This is a genomic window from Vibrio sp. 1731 (genome assembly GCF_033339955.1).
GTDB lineage: Bacteria > Pseudomonadota > Gammaproteobacteria > Enterobacterales > Vibrionaceae > Vibrio > Vibrio alginolyticus.
Genome location: NZ_JAWOVO010000004.1, coordinates 51,287 through 67,288 on the forward strand (window position 1 = coordinate 51,287; position 16,002 = coordinate 67,288).

At 45.3% G+C, this 16,002-nt stretch carries 15 protein-coding genes and 1 riboswitch; of the genes, 9 read left to right on the forward strand and 6 right to left on the reverse strand.

Annotation, left to right across the window (positions count from 1 at the left end; translation table 11 throughout):
- The first annotated feature begins 29 nt into the window (after nucleotides 1–29).
- Nucleotides 30–166: riboswitch (TPP riboswitch) on the forward strand.
- 72 nt (nucleotides 167–238) lie between these two features.
- Genes thiB through thiQ form a run of 3 tightly spaced genes read left to right on the forward strand, consistent with a single transcriptional unit; the run spans nucleotide 239 to nucleotide 3,563 of the window.
- Nucleotides 239–1,231 (forward strand): thiamine ABC transporter substrate binding subunit, encoded by a 993-nt coding sequence (gene thiB / locus R7035_RS06340; protein ID WP_318146022.1) that lies wholly within the window; start codon nucleotides 239–241, stop codon nucleotides 1,229–1,231.
- 41 nt (nucleotides 1,232–1,272) lie between these two features.
- Nucleotides 1,273–2,859, forward strand: coding sequence for a thiamine/thiamine pyrophosphate ABC transporter permease ThiP (gene thiP / locus R7035_RS06345; protein ID WP_017820277.1), 1,587 nt, complete (start codon nucleotides 1,273–1,275; stop codon nucleotides 2,857–2,859).
- Complete coding sequence (thiQ, locus tag R7035_RS06350) at nucleotides 2,859–3,563, forward strand: thiamine ABC transporter ATP-binding protein (protein ID WP_005379648.1); 705 nt, start codon at nucleotides 2,859–2,861, stop codon at nucleotides 3,561–3,563. The genes thiP and thiQ overlap by 1 nt, the downstream gene beginning before the upstream one ends.
- Nucleotides 3,564–3,581: 18 nt before the next feature.
- Here the strand turns inward: thiQ and R7035_RS06355 are convergent, their stop codons facing one another.
- Nucleotides 3,582–4,529, reverse strand: a complete 948-nt coding sequence (locus R7035_RS06355; RefSeq protein ID WP_005379650.1) for a LysR family transcriptional regulator — start codon at nucleotides 4,527–4,529, stop codon at nucleotides 3,582–3,584.
- Nucleotides 4,530–4,621: 92 nt separating this feature from the next.
- On the opposite strand from R7035_RS06355, the gene R7035_RS06360 reads away from it, so the two are divergent.
- Entirely contained in the window at nucleotides 4,622–5,698 is a 1,077-nt protein-coding gene (locus R7035_RS06360; protein WP_005379652.1) for an alkene reductase, read from the forward strand.
- 63 nt (nucleotides 5,699–5,761) lie between these two features.
- On the opposite strand, the gene R7035_RS06365 is transcribed toward R7035_RS06360, so the two are convergent.
- The 4 genes from R7035_RS06365 to argR form a co-directional block, all read right to left on the reverse strand.
- Nucleotides 5,762–6,199: a universal stress protein gene (locus R7035_RS06365; RefSeq protein WP_005379654.1), complete on the reverse strand. Its 438-nt coding sequence runs from the start codon at nucleotides 6,197–6,199 to the stop codon at nucleotides 5,762–5,764.
- Between the two features lie 45 nt (nucleotides 6,200–6,244).
- Nucleotides 6,245–8,824, reverse strand: coding sequence for a TRAP transporter permease (locus tag R7035_RS06370; RefSeq protein ID WP_171345715.1), 2,580 nt, complete (start codon nucleotides 8,822–8,824; stop codon nucleotides 6,245–6,247).
- Nucleotides 8,825–9,115: 291 nt separating this feature from the next.
- A complete protein-coding gene (locus tag R7035_RS06375; RefSeq protein WP_005379657.1) occupies nucleotides 9,116–10,084 on the reverse strand; it encodes a TAXI family TRAP transporter solute-binding subunit in 969 nt (322 codons plus the stop codon).
- Between the two features lie 405 nt (nucleotides 10,085–10,489).
- Nucleotides 10,490–10,960 (reverse strand): transcriptional regulator ArgR, encoded by a 471-nt coding sequence (gene argR, locus R7035_RS06380; protein WP_005379659.1) that lies wholly within the window; start codon nucleotides 10,958–10,960, stop codon nucleotides 10,490–10,492.
- A 359-nt stretch (nucleotides 10,961–11,319) separates the two neighbouring features.
- Here argR and mdh point away from each other — a divergent pair, with 359 nt between their 5' ends.
- Entirely contained in the window at nucleotides 11,320–12,255 is a 936-nt protein-coding gene (mdh, locus tag R7035_RS06385; protein WP_005379660.1) for a malate dehydrogenase, read from the forward strand.
- 113 nt (nucleotides 12,256–12,368) lie between these two features.
- The gene (locus R7035_RS06390; protein ID WP_005379661.1) at nucleotides 12,369–12,560 is read left to right on the forward strand and encodes a hypothetical protein; all 192 of its coding nucleotides are present in this window, start codon (nucleotides 12,369–12,371) and stop codon (nucleotides 12,558–12,560) included.
- A 93-nt stretch (nucleotides 12,561–12,653) separates the two neighbouring features.
- Here R7035_RS06390 and ispB read toward each other — a convergent pair whose 3' ends face one another.
- A complete protein-coding gene (ispB, locus tag R7035_RS06395) occupies nucleotides 12,654–13,625 on the reverse strand; it encodes an octaprenyl diphosphate synthase (protein WP_064353590.1) in 972 nt (323 codons plus the stop codon).
- A gap of 256 nt (nucleotides 13,626–13,881) precedes the next feature.
- On the opposite strand from ispB, the gene rplU reads away from it, so the two are divergent.
- The 3 genes from rplU (at nucleotide 13,882) to cgtA (ending at nucleotide 15,859) form a co-directional block, all read left to right on the forward strand.
- Nucleotides 13,882–14,193 carry a 50S ribosomal protein L21 gene (gene rplU / locus R7035_RS06400; RefSeq protein ID WP_005383096.1) on the forward strand — a complete coding sequence of 104 codons (312 nt, stop codon included), beginning with the start codon at nucleotides 13,882–13,884 and terminating at the stop codon, nucleotides 14,191–14,193.
- A gap of 20 nt (nucleotides 14,194–14,213) precedes the next feature.
- Nucleotides 14,214–14,471, forward strand: coding sequence for a 50S ribosomal protein L27 (rpmA, locus tag R7035_RS06405; RefSeq protein ID WP_005383095.1), 258 nt, complete (start codon nucleotides 14,214–14,216; stop codon nucleotides 14,469–14,471).
- Between the two features lie 212 nt (nucleotides 14,472–14,683).
- Entirely contained in the window at nucleotides 14,684–15,859 is a 1,176-nt protein-coding gene (cgtA, locus tag R7035_RS06410; RefSeq protein ID WP_005383091.1) for an Obg family GTPase CgtA, read from the forward strand.
- Nucleotides 15,860–16,002 lie beyond the last annotated feature (143 nt).

A 16,002-nucleotide genomic window follows, 5' to 3' on the forward strand; every position in this document is an offset into this window, starting at 1 on the left:
TGTAACCACTCAAATACCTTTACAATCCATCCAACTCATCGGGGAGCAAACCCATTTAGCATTGAGTCAATCAATGCATTGGGGCGCTGAGACCTAAGTGTTTAACTAGGGACCCGTATTACCTGAACCAGATAATGCTGGCGTAGGAATTGAGTCTGGATATTGGAAGTCCTTAATAGCCGCCTCAAACCCTGTGCCGCTCAACTTATTTCTCTGAAATACTCATGGAGAGCGAGCAGTGAAACCCACTCTAAATCTGATTGCCCTAGCTGCAATCACCTCTACTTCAGCGTTTGCCGCTGAAAACACATTAACCATCTATACCTACGACTCTTTTGCCGCAGATTGGGGGCCGGGTCCTAAAATCGAGCAAGCTTTTGAAGCAAAATGTGGCTGTGACGTTAACTTCGTAGCGTTGGACGATGGTGTGTCGATTCTGAATCGTCTTCGTCTTGAAGGCGGTAATAGCAAAGCGGACATCGTATTAGGTTTGGATAACAATCTGATGGCAGAAGCGAAGAAAACCGATCTGCTTGCCGAGCACAATGTGGATACGGCTAACACAGTGTTACCAAACGGTTGGAGTGACACGACGTTTGTACCGTACGATTACGGCTACTTCGCGTTTGTGTACAACAAAGAGAAACTGGCTAATCCGCCGAAAAGCATGAAAGAGCTGGTGGAAACGCGCGACGATCTGAAAGTGATTTACCAAGATCCGCGGACTTCAACGCCGGGCCAAGGCTTAATGCTATGGATGAAATCTATTTATGGCGACGATGTGACGCAAGCGTGGCAGAAGCTAGCGAGCAAAACCGTAACGGTCACGAAAGGTTGGTCTGAGGCGTATTCTATGTTCCTCAATGGTGAGTCCGATTTAGTGCTTTCTTACACCACTTCACCTGCGTACCACTTAATTGCGGAAAACGATTCGAAGTTTGCTACGGCGAATTTTGCTGAAGGCCACTACATGCAAGTTGAAGTAGCCGCCAAAGTGAAAGGGGCAAAAAATTCAGAACTTGCTGATCAATTTATGAGTTTCATTTTAAGTGATGAGTTCCAATCGGCGATGCCAACGGGTAACTGGATGTACCCAGTCACTGACGTTGAGTTACCTAAAGGTTTTGAAACTTTGAGTGTTCCAAGCAAGTCGTTGAGCTTTAGTGCTGATGAAGTGGCAAAAATGCGTAAGTCTTGGATTCGCGAATGGCAAAGCTCATTGACGTTTTAGCTGACGTTTCCATCCTCATCTGAATGAGATAGGTTTTACCTTTGAATTCTGTTCCAAAAATAGGTTTAGGGGTCGCGATGATCATCGCGACCTTTGTTATTTCTGCCCTAGGTGCTTTGATTGTTCAAGCCCCTTCACTTGATGTGTCTGTGGTATGGGGCGACCCGTACTATCAACATGTCACCAAGTTCAGTTTCTACCAAGCGTTTCTTTCCACATTGCTCAGTGTTGGCTTTGCCATTCCAGTAGCGCACGCACTTTCGCGTCGCCAATTTATTGGTAAATCATTACTGCTTAAGCTGTTTGCATCGACACTGGTTTTGCCGGTTTTGGTTGGTGTTTTTGGGCTGTTAGCGATTTATGGCAACAGTGGTTTGTTGGCGCAGTGGTTGCAAAGTTTCGACACTAAACTGCCATTCTCTATTTACGGTTTGAACGGCATTTTACTCGCCCATGTGTTCTTTAATTTACCTTACGCGGCACGATTGCTTCTGCAAGCCTTGGAGTCTATTCCTGCCGAGCAGCATAAGCTTTGCGCGCATCTTGGGATGAGCCATTGGGATAAGTTTCGTTGGGTAGAATGGCCGCGTTTAAGGCAGCAGCTTCCCCACGTTTGTGGGTTGGTGTTTATGTTGTGCTTTACCAGTTTTGCCACTGTAATGGCGTTGGGGGGCGGGCCAAAATCCACCACCATTGAATTGGCCATTTACCAAGCGATTAAGTTTGATTTTGATTTACAAGCTGGGGCGTTATTGGCGCTGTGGCAGATGCTGTTATGTGGACTGCTTGCTATTGGAGTGCAGAAGTTAACAAGGCCTGTTTCTATCAGTGCTGGAAGCACATCGGTACAGCAATATTTAACGAAGGATCATGGGTGGTCAAAAGCTTGGGATAGCTTTTGGATCATAGGTGCCTTTTTACTGGTAATACCGCCGTTATTGATGGTGTTACTGAGTGGCATCAACCAACAAGTTTGGACAGTATTAACCGATGAGCGTTTTTGGTCTGCGCTATTGAACTCCCTCAAAGTCGCCTGTGTCGCTAGCGCGCTTGCGGTCGCTGCAGGGGTGTCCATACTATTGACCAGTCGCCGTTGGCGGTTGCAGTACAAAAACACGCGAGCCGATCAGATTGAGTTAATCGGCACCGTTATTTTGGTGACTCCAGGTCTGGTGATTAGCACCGGTTTATTCTTACTACTGCGCGCATTTACCGATGTTTTTAGCTTGGCATTTTTTGTCGTGATTTTGGTGAACGGTTTGATGGCTTTGCCTTACGTGATCAAAACGCTAGCGCAGCCAATGCTGCACATTGAACAACAGTATCAGTATGTATGTGCCAGCTTAGGCATGCGTGGCTGGCAACGGTTTAAAGTGGTGGAGTGGCAGGCGCTACGCAAGCCGTTTGCACATGCGTTTGCGATCAGCTTTATGTTTGCAATAGGGGATTTAAGTGCCATAGCACTGTTTGGTGGACAAGAGTTTCGTACCTTACCTCTGTATTTGTTCCAGTTGCTTGGCAGTTATCAGATGGACGCAGCTGCGGTGGTATCGGTGACCCTATTGTTGTTGAGTGTGGGCTGTTTTGCCTTGATTGAGAAAGTATTGAAAACGAAGGAGAGAGCGTAATGTTAGTGTTGGATGATGTGCAGTACACCTACCAACGTGAACTGTTTCGTTTTGACTTAACGATTGAGCAAGGACAGATTGTGTCGCTGATGGGACCAAGTGGGGCAGGGAAGTCAACCTTGCTGGCGTTGGTGGCAGGATTCATCCATCCTGACCGTGGTGATATTTGTGTTGATGGTGAGTCCATTGTGCGTAAAGAGCCTTATCTGCGTCCGTTCTCTATGTTGTTCCAAGAGCACAATTTGTTTGCTCACTTATCGGTGCGTGACAACATCGGTTTGGGCTTACACCCAGGGCTAAAGCTTACGGTGGACCAAAATCGTCAGATTGAACAAGCCGCGCAGCAAGTTGGTGTTGCAGAGTACCTCGACCGTTTGCCAGAGCATCTTTCTGGTGGCCAGCGTCAACGTGTTGCCTTAGCGCGTTGTTTTGTTCAGCCTCATCCCATGTGGCTATTGGATGAGCCGTTCTCGGCGCTTGATCCGGTGTTGCGTGAAGAGATGCTGAGCTTGGTAAAAAAACTCGCAGCAGAGCGGGGAATAACTGTATTGATGGTCACGCACCATTTAAGCGATGCCAAAGCGATTGCCAGCCACTTTGTGTTTGTGGCAGATGGTAAAGTGGAAGCCGCGGGTGATATGTCTGCATTGAGTGAACAGCATGCTAGTGAGAAGCTTGCGGCATTTATCCGAGCAGCATGCTAGTGCCTGATAGTTGCTAGGTTATGCTTCTCCGCAACACAAACCATGCCGAGGGCCAAATTCAAATTGAGATCTTAAGCTCATGATATGGTCAATCATTGCTTGTACACGCCGTGGGCGGTTTGCTCCAGGACGATACACTAAATAAATAGGCATTGGTACCGTGTGCCATTGCGGTAACACTCTGACTAAGGTGCCACTTTCTAGCTCTTGCGTCATGTTCTGCACAGGTAAGTTCGCGATGCCTAGTCCTTTAAGTGCGCCTTTCAATATTGCTTCTACAGTTGTACTTGAGAAGTTACTGGTTATTGAAACATTGACGGTATTATCGTGTGAGATCAGCGTCCAAGGTCCTATTTCTGAAACATATTGATACCTCAAACAGTTATGTTTTGTCAGGTCTTCTGGTGTTTCAGGTACGCCGAACTCAGCTAAATACTCAGGGCTAGCAGCCAGGACTCGAGTGGTATAGCCTAATTTTTTCGCGATTAATCGATCATCAACTATCTGACCGACTCTAATTGCCATATCAAAGCCGTGTGAAAACAGATCAACAAAATCGTTCGATGCTTCTAACGCAATTTGTACTTTTGGCCATTGTTTTAAAAATGGCAAAAAGATGTGCTCCGCCATATACGCATCCAACGCTGGTGGCGCGGAAATACGCAGCCGGCCTTGGATCTGTTGTTCCATCTCCTGAACGTCATGGCCAATTGAGTGGAATTCCTCAACTAAGCTTGCAGCACGCTCTAAAACCATTTGGCCAGCTTCGGTGATCACTAACTTTCGGGTTGTGCGCTCTAGCAGTTTGGCTTCAAAGTGTTGTTCGAGTTTGGTTATGGCTTTGCTAACAGTAGATTTTGGTAGGTTTAACTCCAGTGCGCACTTGGTTAAGCTCAGTAGTCGACAGCTTGTGACAAAGATAGAAAGCGTTCTAAAGTCAATTGTTTCTAAATTGCGAACAATCACTTTCAATTATCCATATTGTTTCAATATTAATCTGATTATAGTCTGGCACCTCATCCTTAGCCATCAAGTTATTGTCATTTGAGGTAAACAACATGTCCAACTCTGTAGACTTATTTTCTCCTATCGAACTCGGTCAATTAGCATTAGATAACCGTGCCATTATGGCGCCTTTAACGCGAGCTCGTGCTGGTGCGGACCATATTCCTAATGACCTTATGGTTGAATACTACGCTCAACGTGCGAGTGCCGGACTTATCATTGCTGAATGCACCATGGTGATGGAAGGTACGTCTGCTTTCATGGCAGAGCCGGGCATTTACAGCGAAGAGCAAATCGCAGCTTGGAAAAAGGTAACGGATGCGGTTCATGAGAGAGGCGGTAAGATTGTACTGCAAATTTGGCATGCGGGACGAGCTTGTCATCCTGATCTGAATGAAGGAAAAACACCTGTAGCGGCGAGCGCATTGGCCATTCGTGATGAATTAGTCCATACCCCTTCGGGTAAGCAAGCATATACGGTACCACGAGCACTCGAAGTGGATGAGATAGCTTCCATTGTTGCGGCGTTTAAACAAGGTGCAGAAAACGCCAAGAAAGCCGGCTTTGATGGGGTCGAGATACATGGCGCCAATGGTTATCTTATTGATAACTTCCTTCGTGACGGTTCAAATTTACGTACCGATGAATACGGTGGCTCGGTTGAAAATCGTGCTCGATTTTTACTTGAGATAGTGAAAGAAGTCGTTGAGGTGTGGGGACCTGGAAGAGTCGGTCTGCGTACATCTCCGCTAAATGGATTTAATGACATGAAAGACAGTGATCCAGTTGGCTTGGTGCGTTACTTAGCAGAGCAACTTAATTCTTTCGATCTTGCTTATTGGCACGTGATGCGTGCGGATCTGAAAGGCGTACAAAAAGCAGATGTTCTCAAGCCAGCACGCGAAAACTATAAAGGTCACTTAATGGCGAACGTGGGCTACAGTGCACAAGAAGCGGCAACAGCAATTGCAGAAAACAAAGTTGATGTGGTCGCATTTGGCGTTCCCTTTATCGCAAACCCAGATTTAGTTGAGCGATTTAAGAAAAATGCACCTCTTAATGAGGCGAAACCAGAACACTTTTATTTGGGTGGAGCAGAAGGTTATACCGATTACCCAATGATGGCATAACCCTTACTTGTTTAATATAAAAAGGACGCTAATGTTAGCGTCCTTTTTCGTTTCTGTATTTACTTAGCCTTGCGGTTTTACGACCATCACATTGATTGGAGAATATTCCACAACCTTACTCGCGACAGAGCCAAGCATTACTTTATTGATTTTAGAGCGCTTGTGACTTGGCATAATGATGAGATCAGCGCCTAAACGTTCTGCATAATCAAGAATGGTCGCGTAGGCCTTGCCTTCAGCAACATGCACTTGGTAAACCACATCTTCAGCAATATGCTCATTAGCGAAAGTTTTTAGTTGCTGCTTCACGTCTTGCTTCATTTTGGCCGCAGCATCTTTCGGAAAGTATGTGGCAACCATCGACATGTGAATACCAGGTAGTACCGTCAGAAGATGGATTTGAGCATTTGCTTGCTTTGCCTGCCAAACCGCTAGTTCAACCGCTCGGTCTGAAAAGCCTTGGTCATTTAGATCAACCGGAACAAGAATTTGTTTGTACATTCAATGTCTCTCATTAAGGCCCCTTTATCCTCGGGGCCAAATCGGTTATGCGCTCAATTGTTCCTTACGAGCACGACGTTTTTGGTTCATGGCAAGCACCAGCAAAATCATTAAGCATGGTACAAACACCCACTCTTTCATCGGACGGTCTGCATCCTGGATAACCCACTTGATTTCCCAATCAAAGTCGATACCTGCGGACTCTGCTGGACTACCAAATTCAACCATATCGACAATCATTTTTTTGTCACTTTCGGTCAGCATCAGACCCATAGATGAAATACGTGCGTCTGCTGTTGTCGCACTGTCTTCGAATGGAAGACGAACCGTTTTCTCAATGTAGTCGCCCTCAAGGTTTTCACCGGCAACACGTAACTCCAATGATTCTCCTACATTTAGTGTTTCCGTGATTTGAGCTACCTCAACGCCAGGAGAAAGAACTTTCGCTGGGTACAGCATGTCCCACCAAAAACCTGGACGGAAAAACGAAAACGTCAGTACTAATAATAGGACTGTTTCCCACCACTTGTTACGCGTGAACCACCACCCTTGAGTTGCCGCAGAGAATATCAGCATTGCAATGATCGATGAGATGACCGTGAGTGCCAAATGCCACCAAGAGTCGATCCCCATTAACAATAACTGGGTATTGAACACAAACATGAACGGCAAAATAGCGGTTCGAATATCGTAAGTAAAACCTTGGATACCGGTACGAATTGGATCTGATTTCGCAATTGCGGCTGCTGCAAAAGCTGCAAGACCTACAGGTGGGGTATCGTCGGCCAAAATACCAAAGTAGAAAACGAACAAGTGCACCGCTATCAACGGAATAATCAAGCCATGCGCCGCGCCGAGCGTAACAATAACCGGCGCCATTAGCGTAGAGACCACGATGTAGTTCGCCGTTGTTGGCAGACCCATCCCCAGAACCAAGCTAATGATGGCGGTAAACAGCAGCATAAGAATGATACTGCCACCAGAGATAAACTCGACGAAGTCGGTCATCACTAGGCCGATACCCGTTAGTGTAACAACACCAACAACGGTGCCCGCTGCCGCGGTTGCAACGCCGATACCAATCATATTACGCGCACCAGAAACTAAGCTCTCGGCAAGATCGACAAAGCCATCTTTGGTTTGCTGAAGCATGTCACCTTGCTTTGACAGCAGTGCAATCAACGGACGTTGAGTAAGCAAAATGAAAATCATGAACACCGTTGCCCAGAATGCCGAAAGGCCAGGTGAGAAACGTTCGACAGTCAAACACCAAACCAATACGACGATAGGGAGTAGGTAGTGCAAGCCTGACTTAACGGTTGGGCCAGGATCAGGTACTTCTGTTAATTCTGCATCAATCTCAATTGCGCCATCTTGCACGTGATTTGCTGAGACTTTCACCAACCCAACGTACGCGATTAATAGTGCGACGGTAACAATTGGTGTCGCGGCATCACCAAAGACGTCCTTTGTCCAGCCCACTCCGTAGTAAACCAATGCGCTGATCACACACAATCCTAAGATTGTGCCAGTAAAGGACAGCAGACTTTGTACTAGTGTTGGGTTGTGGCGACGAGGAAGCCCTGTCATGCCTGCTTTACACGCTTCAAGGTGAACAATGTAAATTAAAGCAATATAAGAGATTAGCGCTGGAAGTAGGGCGGCTTTAATCACCTCAACGTAGGAGATACCGACGTATTCCACCATCAAAAATGCGGCTGCACCCATGATTGGCGGTGTTAACTGACCATTGGTTGAAGCCGCTACCTCTACCGCACCCGCTTTTGTGCCGGGAAAGCCAACACGCTTCATCAGTGGAATCGTAAAGGTGCCAGTTGTTACTACGTTTGCGATTGAAGAACCAGAAACCAGACCAGATAAACCTGATGCAACAACGGCCGCTTTAGCTGGACCACCTTTCATATGGCCAAGTAACGAGAAGGCAACTTTAATGAAGTAAGCACCAGCACCAGCGCGTTCCAGCATTGCTCCAAACAATACAAACAAGAAGACAAAAGAGGTAGAAACACCTAGCGCAACCCCAAATACGCCTTCTGTTGTTAGCCACAAGTGAGACATGGCCTTGTTCAAGCTTGCCCCTTTGTGCGCGATAACGTCAGGCATGTAAGGGCCTGCAAAGGTGTAAGTAAGGAAAACAGCAGCCACGACCATTAATGGTGGACCAAGTGCTCGGCGTGTTGCTTCTAAAAGGAGGAGCATACCGATAACAGCAACAACGATATCAACCGTTGTCGGTGCGCCTGAGCGTCCTGCTAGCTCGGTATAAAAAAGGTATATATAGGCTGCTGAAAAGCTGCCAGCCAACGCGAGTATCCAATCAACAAGAGGGATATGATCGCGAGGAGAATTCTTCATCGCTGGATAAGCAGTGAAAGCCAAAAAGATCGCGAAAGTAAGGTGGATAGATCGCGCTTCCGTGTCGTTCAGTACGCCAAAATTGAAAATAAATGGTAACGGGGATGCGTACCATAATTGAAATAGTGACCAACACAGAGGAACAAACCAAAGGATTCGTCCTTGCATTCCCGAAGGGCTACGTGCACCTGTGTCTGCCTGAGCCACCATTTCTTGCACATCTTGTGACGGAGCTTGATTCGTCGCCATGTACTTTTTCCTTATTATTGATGGTCCTGTCTGATTTTTATCGAGAACCACACTTCGCCTCTATCAGTGTAGTGAATGGAGCGAAGTTTGCTTTCGAGTATTTTGCTGCCTGAACTCAAAGTGTTGATTGTTGGATACTCTGTTAGGCGGCGTTTAAGTTTTCTTGGGTATGAGCTCGCAGTTATCAGAAGAAAACTGGCGAATGAAGCATACAGTTAGAACGTGCTACAACCTGTATGCTCAAACAGGCAGAAAATATTCTTTCCTGCCTGTATGTAGAGTCTGAGGAAATTACTTAATTAGACCCATTTCTTTGTAGTATTTTTCTGCACCTGGGTGAAGAGGAATAGAAAGACCAGCTTTCACCATGTCTTCTTTCTTCAAGTTTGCGAATGCAGGGTGTAGACGTTTGAAGGTATCAAAGTTTTCAAACACAGCTTTTGCCACGTTGTAAGCGACATCGTCTGAAACATCAGAGGTCGTTACCATTGTTGCTGCAACACCAAAGCTGTTTACGTCTTTGTCTGTACCGCGGTACATACCAGCCGGTACTGAGCTAAAGGCGTAGTATGGGTTGTCGGCAACAATTTTATCGATTTTAGGGCCTGTTGCTGAAACTAGCTTCGCATCACATGATGTGGTTGCTTCTTTGATTGAACCGTTCGGGTGGCCGACCATGTAAATGAAGGCGTCAATTTTGTTATCACAAAGTGCCTGAGAGCGTTCAGAGCCTTTTAGCTCAGACGCCAATTTGAAGCTGTCGTTTGTCCAACCCATCGCTTCCATGACAACGCCCATCGTTGCACGGTCACCAGAGCCTGGATTACCGATGTTTACGCGCTTACCTTTCAGGTCTTCAACGTTTTCAATACCTGAATCTGCACGCGCAATGATGTTGAAAGGTTCTGTATGAAGAGAGAACATTGCGCGTAGCTTCTTGTACGGGCCTTGTTCTTCAAACTTGCTCGTACCGTTGTAGCCGTGGTACTGCCAATCCGATTGCACGATACCAAAATCTAATTCGCCTGCACGGATAGTGTTAACGTTGTAAATTGAGCCACCAGTCGATTCTACTGAACAACGGATGTTGTGGTCTTTACGACCTTTATTTACCAACTTACAGATAGCACCACCAGTTGGGTAGTAAACACCAGTCACAGAGCCAGTACCGATGGTAATAAACTCTTGAGCGTTAACTGCGCCTGCGCCCATTACGGCTGCAGCGATAGCGCCTACTTTGAGAAGTTTGTTAAATGCCATGAATTTCCCTTCCTTATATTCATTATTTACCCGGAAATAACCATAAATCACTTCTGGAGTTTCCTATTTGGAAACGGCACCTTTTTCAATCCAATCGTTTGAAAAAGCGAGCGAATCATAACAAAAAATTGGCAGAAAATTATCCAATTGTTAAATGTTATAGTTGATAAGTCTGAATTTTGTATCAGGGTATAGGATTCAATTTGTGATTTAATTCTTTTTATAACAATTACTTAATTAACGTTTAGTGACTGAAATGAAAAAGATCAATTGCGTGATGTTAATCACAAAACGGATGGTTAAAGAATGAGCGGAGTAAGCAAAAAATTTACATAAATTATGGGCTACAAAATGAGACTTCTTTTATAACCCACAATGAGTTAGCTGATTGAAGCTTTATAGAACTTAACCAGTATATTCGAACAGCTCGCACACTGATTTGAAGAGTTGCTCAGTCGTAATTGCCATGGTTGGCGTAATGAAAATGGTATCGTCACCCGCGACAACACCAAGAATACCTTCGGATTTACCGAGTGAATCAAGCAAGCGAGCAATCAACTGCGCTGCACCTGGGCCGGTGTGAATTACTACTAACGCTGCGTTACGATCGATGTCTAGTACCAGTTCACGCAGAGAGCTGCTGACTGTTGGGACACCTAGCTCAGCAGGAAGACAGTAAACCATTTCCATTTTTGCATTGCGCGTACGGACGGCGCCAAATTTAGTCAGCATACGTGAGACTTTAGATTGGTTGATACTCTCAAACCCTTGCTGTTTGAGTGCGTCAACAATCTCGCCCTGTGAGCCAAAGCTTTCTTCTTTTAACAGGGCTTTAAAGGCGCGAACTAAGTTGTCTTGTTTTTCTGAATTGCGCATAGTCATTACAAATCTCTTATTACGGGTAAGCAATTTTGCATATTCTCGCATATATATTCAGGCGGTGCCAAAGAGTCCCAGGATTATGTTAGATGCGTCACTGTAAACTATATACCACATAGAATTCTTTAGCGCGCTGAAGTAGGGCTGTATCTGTTTTCTTGAATTCCTTGTCATTTCAACAGAATAAAAGAATAATCCAAGCCCCATTTGTAGCACGGTAACAGCGAGTTGCGCGAGGTCGCAAAGCTAGCGTTAATTGATTGTAATCAAGTTGTGATTCCGATAGCTTTATTTAAGTTGGTTACAAACTACCCTACGAATACGTTTATAAGAGAAATACTCTCAAGGAGAACTACATGAAAGTAGCCGTTATTGGTGCCGCTGGTGGCATCGGTCAAGCCCTGGCCCTTCTACTTAAGAACCGTCTTCCTGCTGGTTCTGATTTAGCCCTATATGATATTGCTCCAGTAACTCCTGGTGTGGCCGCTGATCTTAGCCACATCCCTACGCCAGTTTCTATCAAAGGTTACGCTGGTGAAGATCCTACTCCAGCACTAGAAGGCGCGGATGTTGTGCTAATTTCTGCTGGTGTTGCGCGTAAGCCAGGTATGGATCGTGCGGATCTATTTAATGTAAACGCTGGTATCGTTAAATCGCTAGCGGAGAAGATTGCGGTTGTTTGTCCGAAAGCTTGTGTTGGTATCATCACAAACCCTGTAAATACAACAGTGCCAATTGCTGCTGAAGTTCTTAAAAAAGCGGGTGTTTATGATAAGCGTCGTCTATTTGGTGTAACAACGTTGGATGTTATCCGTTCAGAAACGTTTGTTGCTGAGCTAAAAGACAAAGATCCAGGTGACGTTCGCGTGCCAGTAATTGGTGGTCACTCTGGCGTAACGATCTTACCTCTACTGTCTCAAGTAGAAGGTGTTGAGTTTACAGCTGAAGAAGTAGAAGCATTAACGAAACGTATTCAAAATGCAGGTACTGAAGTTGTAGAAGCGAAAGCGGGTGGTGGTAGTGCAACATTATCAATGGGCCAAGCTGCATGTCGCTTTGGTCTGTCTCTGGTTCGTGCTCTTCAAGGTGAAGAAGGCGTAGTTGAGTGCGCTTACGTTGAAGGCGACGGCGAACACGCGACTTACTTCGCGCAACCTGTAAAACTGGGTAAAGAAGGCGTTGAAGAAGTACTAAGCTACGGCAAACTCAGCGATTACGAAAAGTCTGCATTAGACGGTATGCTAGAAACACTAAATGGCGACATCAACATTGGTGTTGAATTCGCAAAGTAACCTAGAAAGCCTATATAAGAAGAAAGCCGATCATTTTGATCGGCTTTTTTGATCCTTGATTTCTCAACTTCGTAAAAATGGTCGAACAAAACCACGTAGTGAAGGAGAAGATGATGGAAGCGAGTCGAATCCGTAAAGGCATGGTTGTTGAGTGCCAACAAGGCGTCGGTACGATATTAGTGGTCGACCATGAAGCAGAGACGGTATTGTTGTCCAAACAAGGGACTGAACAGCAACTCGCCGTTAGCTTTGATGAAATAGAAGATGATCCACAACTGCATGGCGGTAGTGACAGATATTACTAGCGCCCCGGGCGTCGTCATTAGGTATCAAACGTAAAAAAGGAAGAGCGTGCTCTTCCTTTTCGCTATAAGCCTTGCGTTACGGGTAGCTATTGATTACTTCGTGCGTTGTACTGCGACATGAGCCAGAGTAACAAGCGCTTGTTTGTATTCAGACTCTGGCAACACTGATAGTTCTGCGATTGCTTTGTCTGCTTCTTCTAGAGCTTTTTGCGTTGTGTATTCCAGAGAGCCTGCTTCTTTCATGACCGCAAGAATTTCTTCTAAGCGCTCCATTCCATTCGCTTTCTCAATCGCTTCACGAATCATGATGGCGTTTTCTGGTGTGGTATTACGCATAGCATGGAGTAGAGGTAAAGTTGGCTTGCCTTCGGCCAAGTCATCACCCACATTTTTACCCATGTCTTCGCCATCAGAAGTGTAATCCATGACGTCATCAATGAGCTGAAACGCAGTGCCTAGATACTTACCGTAATTTTGCATTGCGATTTCAACATGCTCAGGAGCATCATTTAAGATTGCACCGATTTGAGTTGCGGATTCAAATAAGCGCGCAGTCTTAGAGTAGATGACTTGCATGTAGCTTTCTTCTGTCGTGTCAGGGTCGTTACAGTTCATCAACTGCTGTACTTCACCTTCGGCGATCACGTTTACGGCATTGCTCATTAGTTTAAGGATCTTCATGGATCCTAGTTCTGTCATCATCTGAAATGAGCGTGTATAGATAAAGTCCCCAACTAATACGCTAGCCGCATTGCCAAATGCTGCATTCGCAGTGGCTTTACCACGGCGCATGTCTGATTCATCTACCACGTCATCATGCAGCAAAGTCGCTGTATGGATGAACTCAATAAACGCAGCTGCCATTGTATGACCATTGCCTTGGTAACCAAGTGCGCGGGCTGACAGTATCGCTAAAAGCGGTCTTAGACGTTTGCCTCCACCACTCACGATATAAAAACCGAGCTGGTTGATTAAAGAGACATCAGAATTAAGTTGGGCTTGAATTGTTTCATTCACTTTTGCCATGTCATCGGCAGTAAGCGCTTGGATAGTTTTAAAATCCATCGTATATCCGGCTGAAGTTAGACCCTGCAAGGCTTATTCGATTTATATAATTGTCGAATAATACACTAAAAAACGTTGATTAATACATTACTAAAGGGCATGATTGCCGCACTTTTCTTTGGCGATTAGCTTTTCGCCAATTTTTTCAAAATATGGCTTGTCATAGGAGCATCTATTCTGTAGAATCTGCGCCCTATTGATGATTAGTTTAGCGCACACCCTCAAGAAAGGCTGTGCGGAAAAAGCGGAGTAAAATATGTACGCTGTTTTCCAATCTGGTGGTAAACAACACCGTGTAAGCGAAGGTCAAACTCTTCGTTTAGAGAAATTAGACGTTGAAACTGGTGCAACTGTAGAATTTGATAAAGTTCTTCTTGTTGCTAACGGCGAAGACATCAAAGTTGGTGCTCCTCTTGTAGAGGGCGGCAAAATTGTTGCTGAAGTTGTACAACACGGTCGTGGCGATAAAGTTAAAATCGTTAAGTTCCGTCGTCGTAAGCACTCTCGTAAGCAACAGGGTCACCGTCAGTGGTTCACTGAAGTGAAGATCACTGGTATCAACGCTTAATCTATTAGGAGAGTTTAACAATGGCACACAAAAAAGCTGGTGGTTCTACTCGTAACGGCCGCGATTCAGAAAGCAAACGTCTAGGTGTTAAGCGTTTCGGTGGTGAATCTGTACTTGCAGGTAACATCATCGTTCGTCAACGTGGTACTAAGTTCCACGCTGGTAACAACGTAGGTATCGGTAAAGACCACACTCTATTCGCTCTTACTGAAGGTAAAGTGAAGTTCGAAGTGAAAGGTCCTAAGAACCGTAAGTTTGTAAGCATCGAAGCTGAGTAATTAGGTTTTTAACCAAATTACTTAATAGCTTTAAGCTGAATTCAAAAGCCCTGCCGAATCGGCGGGGTTTTTTATTTGTGGCAGTCGACATATCGAAGTTTCTCGCTAAGATCCTAAGCGATTTGAATCTGGGAGCTTAGATCTGTCATCTGCTAAAATTGTCGGATGACATAGTAAGATTTAATCCACGCACGAAGTAGTCGGAGTAAAAGATGAAGTTCGTAGATGAAGCGGTAGTAAAAGTTCAGGCTGGTGATGGCGGTAGTGGCGTTGTCAGTTTCTGGCGTGAAAAATTCATCACTAAAGGTGGCCCTGATGGCGGTGATGGCGGTGACGGTGGTGATGTTTATATCCAAGCTGATGAAAACCTAAATACCCTGATTGATTACCGTTTCCAGCGCTTCTACGAAGCTGAGCGTGGTGAAAACGGTCGCGGTGGTAACTGTACAGGTAAGCGTGGTAAAGACATTGTTCTTCGTGTACCTGTGGGTACGCGCGCTGTGGATATCCACACAAATGAAATCGTGGCGGAAGTTGCTGAACACGGTAAGAAAGTGATGATCGCAAAAGGCGGTTGGCACGGTCTAGGTAACACGCGTTTCAAATCTTCAGTAAACCGCGCGCCTCGTCAGAGAACATTGGGTACAAAGGGTGAAGTACGCGAAATTCGCCTTGAGCTATTGCTTCTTGCTGATGTGGGTATGCTTGGTCTACCTAATGCTGGTAAATCAACCTTTATCCGCGCAGTATCAGCAGCAAAACCGAAAGTCGCTGATTACCCATTCACGACTTTGATCCCAAGCTTGGGTGTCGTAAGTGTCGTACCAGAGAAAAGTTTTGTTGTTGCAGACATCCCTGGTTTGATCGAGGGTGCAGCAGATGGCGCTGGCCTTGGTATTCGATTCTTGAAGCACTTAGAGCGTTGTCGAGTGTTGCTGCACATGATCGATATTATGCCAATTGATCAGTCCGATCCGGTGCAAAATGCATTGACGATCATTGATGAACTAGAACAATACAGCGAAAAACTGGCAAGTAAGCCGCGCTGGTTAGTGTTCAACAAAGTTGATCTAATGCCTGAAGAAGAAGCGAATGAGAAGATCCAAGAAATCTTAGACGCACTAGGTTGGGAAGACGAGTACTTTAAGATCTCGGCGATCAATCGTAACGGTACTAAAGAGCTTTGTTACAAACTGGCTGACTTTATGGATAACCTACCTCGCGAAGAGGAAGAAGTGGCTGAAGAAGATAAAGTTAACTTCATGTGGGATGATTACCATAAAGATGCGATGGCGGGTAAAGACGTTATCACTGAAGATGACGACGACGATTGGGATGACTGGGACGATGAAGAAGATGACGGTCACGTTGTCTACGTTCGTGACTAATCAGAACGGTCAAACAATGCCTGTTTGCCTATAATTCATTAAGCCGCAATTATTTATTGCGGCTTTTTTTGTATCTAAATCATATTTAGGTGATGTGATTTACGGCACAATAACTGATACGTCGTGTTTTTTTGAGGGTTAGT